Below are 5,707 nucleotides of genomic sequence, written 5' to 3'. Positions count from 1 at the left end.
AATCGAAAAAACATCCTTATTTGGTGCGACATTCTGAAACATGAAAGAGCGCATAAACGGGAATGTTCGTCTATGCGCTCAAGCTTCAAACCACACTATTTTGATTCAGATGTAGGTTTGGCCTCTTGTTTCTGTTCCTGCTTTTTCTCTTCCAGACTTTTTGAGCCACCGTTAGTCATCTCTTTTCTCCTCAGTTGACACAGAATCTTAATATAGTCCATTTTGGACTATTCCAATACGGACTATACGATTCGTGTTTCTTAATTTCAAGAGGCGATATGGAAAAGTCCGTTTTTACCCAGGAATATTCAATCCTGCTTCGGTTACTGAAAGAAACCCGAAAGCAGCTAAAAGTTTCGCAAGTCGAATTAGCAAAACGGCTTGGGCAAAGCCAGTCATTCGTAAGTAAGTGCGAACGTGGAGAACGTCGTATGGATATCATTCAGCTACGGACTATATGCCATGCTTTAGGGACCACACTTCCGGAATTTGTGAAAGCTCTCGAGTCGAGATTGAAGCAGAACCAAAATCAAAAGAAATTTTAGTCCAATGGAGAATTATACTTACTGCAAACTTTAAATGTTTGAAAAAGTAATTAAGTCCAGATTTGGTGTAGGTTATTCTACCGTGGGATTCACAATTCTTCTAAAAATGAAACAAAATCCACATTAGTTGTCAAAATTATTCGCGAAATAACATTATTTAGATGAAATTAGCTACGACATCCATATAACATGGCTAATTGCTTCAAACAATAAGAGATTCTGACTGACTCAAAACGTATCTAGATTCAGATATGAATTCGAAATATCTATTCAAACCAATGTATAAATTTCAAGATCATTAAATGCACCGAAACCCGACTGTAGACATTTGACCATTCGCCCGATAGGCTTTATATTATCTTTTTGAGTTTTATTGGCTAGGTTTACGAAAACTATTCATTTGTCCGATTTGTCGATACGAAAGATAAGGCCGTGCGAATAGTTTGGCATCCTGAGGTTCATCGCTTATTTGGCGAACAATTGAGTTTCATATTCTTAAAACCTCATCATTTTAGGAATCACATTCCACCCCGAATAATAGAAGTGCTTGATGACTTACAACTTAAAGGATTTCATTATTACCATGTTTTTGGTTCCGTAGACATCGTAATTCGTATTTGGGCTCGCCATGAGAAACGAGATGCAGTACTTGAGGCTTTAGGTGAGATCCAAGATCTTGTTGTAATTACAGTATTTACTTGCACAGACCCACCTTTTTTTCTTTGGTGGGACGGATATCAACAGCGACTCTCCCCTGGTGTAATTCAAAGTTTCAGTCGAGATGATCTTAAAAACGCACAGACTGATGAAGGGCTTGCTACAGCAGAAGCTAAGGATTCAATAGTAACCAGACTACAGAATGCGAACCTTCTTTTCACTAAAAGGCTCCGAACTCAAGAAAACGGACAAATTAAATTTTTTGTCTCAGTATCAGTTCGAGGTGGTAGCTCAAAGGAAGCTGTTATCGGTCAGCTTGAAAGAGCTTTTCGAGAATATAATGAGCTTGAAGACTCATCGATTTACACATCAACCGGAGGTAATTACTTATTAAAAGCAACTACATCCGTTTACGAAGTAATAGGCAAGTTTGTTTTGTCTATTCCTGATTTTATTTCACCTGCAGACTGTACAACAGAAACACATCTGGTTGCCTCAACAACTGGTGATTATTCAGATTTTGTGGATTTTGAACAGACTGAACCAGCATTGCTACGTATGTGTGGACTCTGGAAATTTTCCGAAAATTCAGTACGAGAACTGCCTGAAAATCAACAGAGAGCTCTGGGAGAAGTCTATGCGGCAATAGAAAATTCCCAGATAATTTCAATTGATAAACGAGAAATTATAAAAAAAATCATTCAGGCAGTTTTAGAAAATGACCATGAACTTTTACGAGAAAAAACAACTTTTTTGTTTGCTCTTGAATCACACCTTTTTCAATTTACTGCTCGTACAATGTCAGAGTTGTATGGAAAAGATTGGATGAAATCCGACTTTCAAAGGCTAAAGGATGCTACAAAAATACCGAATGATTTCTCTCAAAATACCTGGACCTTTAAAGACTCACTAAGCCTTTTGGGTAAAGTAGATTCTGAAAAGAAAAATGCCATATCTTCTCTCCTTAATGAAAAATGGATAACGATCCTTGAGGGTGCACATGAAATGAGAAATCGCGTGGGGCACGGAAAGCCACTACAAGAATGGCCGACACTATTACAAGATTTACTAGAAATCATCCCTGTTTATTACAAAATACGAAATACAGTACTCAGTGAAGATTCTAAAAAGTAACGTTTTTTTTTGAATCAAACCTGACAATACTCTAAGGTAAAACGACCATGTCATCTAATCTAAATTCTATTGACTCGGAAGGCACAGATCAGAATGTATTTGATCTTCCCCCTTCTGCGCGTACATTTACTGCTTTTTTACGAGCAGGGGTAGTGTTATCAGATAGCGACGAAACAATTAATTTAACCACCAACCAACTCATACGCATTGCAAAAGAATTTGACAAAGAACTAAACTCAATCATTGTTGAAAATGAGCGAAGATTTCGAATGTGCTTAGACGAGAGATTTGCTTTTGAGGCTAAGTATGAAGAAGTGCTAAGACACTATGAAGATCCATCTGAAGTTGAAAAACGACGACTTCATGAAAATTATTGTTATTTAGCGCAGAGCGGAAGCAATGGAATCAAGTTACTAGATGCGATATCATCTCATAATGGGATTCTACCTCTTACGGAATTGGCAAAATTTGTGAATGCTTCCTCAGAATTTTATAAAACTATCTCGTTGTTATATGCAGCCAGAATAGTTGAGTGGGTAGAGGATGGTTTGGCCATGACAGAAGAAGGAAACGACTTTCTTAAAGGGTTAGATTTGACCACTTTTTGATAGTAATTTTAGCTATTTGTTAAATTAACTTCCAAACTCCTTCCAAACACAATGAATTCTCTATTTCTACTCTACAATAAAGATTTCTTATTGTGCCCCAAAACCAAAAACTGAAACAATTAGAAGCTCGATTACTTTCCCTTGAAAAAAATCTCATTGGGAAAGATATGGTTATACTTATCTGGGGGCCTGGGAAGAAAGACAAAAACTATTCAAAGAGAGAGGATATTAAGCGAGAACTTCAACAGAGATTCCCTGAGGCTGATGTTTTTTTTAGTGAAGAGAAACAAGCTCGGAAACAAACCCGTAATTCTTATCCTTCATTAATAGATGAAGAACTAGCTCATGCTACGGCAGCAGATATTATTTTTGCTCTCGACACCTCGAAAGGTGTTGGAGAAGAAATCTCTGTGTATTCTGAATATTCCCAGATTCGTGGTAAACTTATTGTACTAAGCCATGTGAAGTATCGACGTGTGAATACATTTCCTGCTGCACTGCGACGTTGTTTACACTTGGAATATTATAGCGATGAAGATTATAGTTCTTGTAATATTGCAAAGAAGATTTGTACTAAACACGTAAATGCCTTTCTATTAAGAAGAATCGCTGAACGAGGCAGCATCCAATAATCAATGAAGTATGATATTTTAGATGAACCAGATTTACTGGGTCGGGCCACTAGGTTCTCCGATATAATAAGTATCAATTGGTTATCTAACTCCCATGATTATTGATTAGGGCAATTCGTTACTGTAACATCTCTTCTGTAAATTATCTGTGTGGCGGAGTGGTGCTTGTTATTTGAGCGTAGCGAAAATAACAAGCACCACTCCGGCGAGCCCTTGAAAGGGTGGGCCAGATCGGTTTCTTTTTAATGTTTTCCACAACAGAAAAGGAACTCCAACCATGGCCCACCAACAACAATCTAACAACATTCTCGACGCTGTCCAGCTCCTGGCCGATCATGGATTCGATGAAATGTCGCAAGCACTCCAGATCCTGTTCAACGAAGCGATGAAGCTGGAACGTTCCGAATACCTCGGTGCCGAACCGTATCAACGCAGCGTAACGCGCCGTTCTTATGCCAACGGGTTTCAAGCCGAAATCAATTCCAAAGTCGCCTCGGAAAGCTGGAACTGCAGGTGCCCCAGACACGCGACGGCGACTTTTATCCCTCTGCACTGGAGCGCGGCGAACGGAGTTGAACGCGCACTGAAGCTGGCAATCGCTGAAATGTATGTTCAAGGCGTCTCTACCCGTAAGGTCGCCAAAATCACCACCGAACTCTGTGGCTTTGATGTCACCAGTACACAGGTCAGTCGGGCAGCGAAACTGCTCGACGAAGAGCTGGAAACGTGGCGTAATCGACCGCTGGGGCAGGTGGAATACCTGATCCTCGACGCCCGCTATGAAAAAGTTCGCGTGGAGGGCAGCGTGCGGGACTGTGCCGTGCTGATTGCGATCGGCGTCCTGGCCAGCGGTCACCGGAGCGTGCTCGGAGTGTCTGTGTCGCTCTCCGAAGCCGAAGTCCATTGGCGTGAATTCCTGGGTTCACTCAACCAGCGCGGCCTGCATGGCGTGAAGCTGATCGTCAGTGATGCACACGAAGGCCTGAAAGCGGCACGACAGAACATGCTTGCTGGAACGCCCTGGCAGCGTTGCCAGTTCCATTTGATGCAAAACGCGATGCAATACGTTCCCAAGGTTCATTTGCGCAAACAGGTGAGCGAAGAATTACGCAATATCTTTAATGCCAGAGACCTGGATGATGCGCTGAATGAACTGAAACGGTTCGTTTCCACTCATGAAAAAACAGCTCCGAAACTGGCGAGTTGGGCGGAAGAAAACATCCCGGAAGGACTGACCGTATTCACCATCCCTGCCGGTCATCGCAAGCGGATGCGAACCACAAACATGCTGGAACGGCAGAATAAGGAATTAAAACGGCGTACCCGCGTAGCGGGACTGTTTCCCAATGAGGAGTCGTTGCTGAGGCTGGTGACCGCGGTCCTGGTGGAACTCAGCGACGACTGGGAAACCGGCATGAGATACCTGACAATTTAATGCTGATCACAGAGACCGAAGGCCCCGGAAATTTACAGAATGTTTGTTGCTTTATCGGCAATTCTTTATCCGTCAGTCCCCAAAAGCATACCAATTCTTCGATAGTATTTTTTCAGTTATGTGGCCAAGTCGCTTATGTGGCCTTCAGCCCAGATGTGCTGGCGGTGGCCTGCTATGACTGATCGACCCGTGGGCGTCAGTTGCTGATGCACTCGAACGGTGGTACTGTTCACTCATTCGATGAAGGATGTATCCCCTGGCAGCTTCGGCATGCTGATCGCGTTCGTCTTACCGGGCTTCATCGTTCTGTGGGGCGTGAGCTACTTTTCCGCGACCGTTCGTCTCTGGCTTTCGGGCGCCGGCACAACGCCGACCATCGGCGGGTTCATGTTCGGAACTCTTGCGTCCGTCGCAGCCGGAGTGACGGTAAGTACGGCGCGGTGGCTGGTGATCGATACGATTCACCATCACACCGGGATTCCTCGTCCCAACTGGGATTTCTCGCGATTCCAGGACAATGTCGGCGCGTACAACGTACTCAACGATATTCACTACAAGTTCTACCAGTTTCACGCGAATGGGCTGATCGCACTGCTGTTCGTTTACGTTGCCAGGCGGTAACCGGCCCACAAAATACACCTTGACGGCTGTTGTATTCTGCATGTGTTTCAACCACCAGCATATTCAGGAGCAAAA

At 42.9% G+C, this 5,707-nt stretch carries 6 protein-coding genes; all 6 read left to right on the top strand.

What is annotated here, in order from left to right:
- Positions 1 to 278: 278 nt before the first annotated feature.
- The 6 genes from Enr10x_RS30650 to Enr10x_RS15475 all read left to right on the top strand — a co-directional run bounded on the left by Enr10x_RS30650 (position 279) and on the right by Enr10x_RS15475 (position 5,632).
- Positions 279 to 545: a helix-turn-helix domain-containing protein gene (locus Enr10x_RS30650; protein ID WP_145450586.1), complete on the top strand. Its 267-nt coding sequence runs from the start codon at positions 279 to 281 to the stop codon at positions 543 to 545.
- Between the two features lie 432 nt (positions 546 to 977).
- A complete protein-coding gene (locus Enr10x_RS15495; RefSeq protein WP_145450585.1) occupies positions 978 to 2,336 on the top strand; it encodes a hypothetical protein in 1,359 nt (452 codons plus the stop codon).
- Between the two features lie 47 nt (positions 2,337 to 2,383).
- The gene (locus tag Enr10x_RS15490; RefSeq protein WP_145450584.1) at positions 2,384 to 2,944 is read left to right on the top strand and encodes a hypothetical protein; all 561 of its coding nucleotides are present in this window, start codon (positions 2,384 to 2,386) and stop codon (positions 2,942 to 2,944) included.
- 92 nt (positions 2,945 to 3,036) lie between these two features.
- A complete protein-coding gene (locus Enr10x_RS15485) occupies positions 3,037 to 3,576 on the top strand; it encodes a hypothetical protein (RefSeq protein WP_145450583.1) in 540 nt (179 codons plus the stop codon).
- A 277-nt stretch (positions 3,577 to 3,853) separates the two neighbouring features.
- A complete protein-coding gene (locus tag Enr10x_RS15480) occupies positions 3,854 to 5,011 on the top strand; it encodes an IS256 family transposase (RefSeq protein WP_232093022.1) in 1,158 nt (385 codons plus the stop codon).
- Positions 5,012 to 5,326: 315 nt separating this feature from the next.
- Entirely contained in the window at positions 5,327 to 5,632 is a 306-nt protein-coding gene (locus Enr10x_RS15475) for a hypothetical protein (RefSeq protein WP_145450582.1), read from the top strand.
- Positions 5,633 to 5,707 lie beyond the last annotated feature (75 nt).

The organism is Gimesia panareensis (genome assembly GCF_007748155.1).
In the GTDB taxonomy this organism is placed as follows: Bacteria; Planctomycetota; Planctomycetia; order Planctomycetales; family Planctomycetaceae; genus Gimesia; species Gimesia panareensis.
Note: the sequence above shows the minus strand (reverse complement) of the source record. Positions and strands in the feature narration are given on the sequence as shown.

Bases quoted from the DNA above. Each gene is read 5' to 3' on its own strand.
- Enr10x_RS15480 (WP_232093022.1), top strand. From the start codon at position 3,854: ATGGCCCACCAACAACAATCTAACAACATTCTCGACGCTGTCCAGCTC.
- Enr10x_RS15490 (WP_145450584.1), top strand. From the start codon at position 2,384: ATGTCATCTAATCTAAATTCTATTGACTCGGAAGGCACAGATCAGAAT.
- Enr10x_RS30650 (WP_145450586.1), top strand. From the start codon at position 279: ATGGAAAAGTCCGTTTTTACCCAGGAATATTCAATCCTGCTTCGGTTA.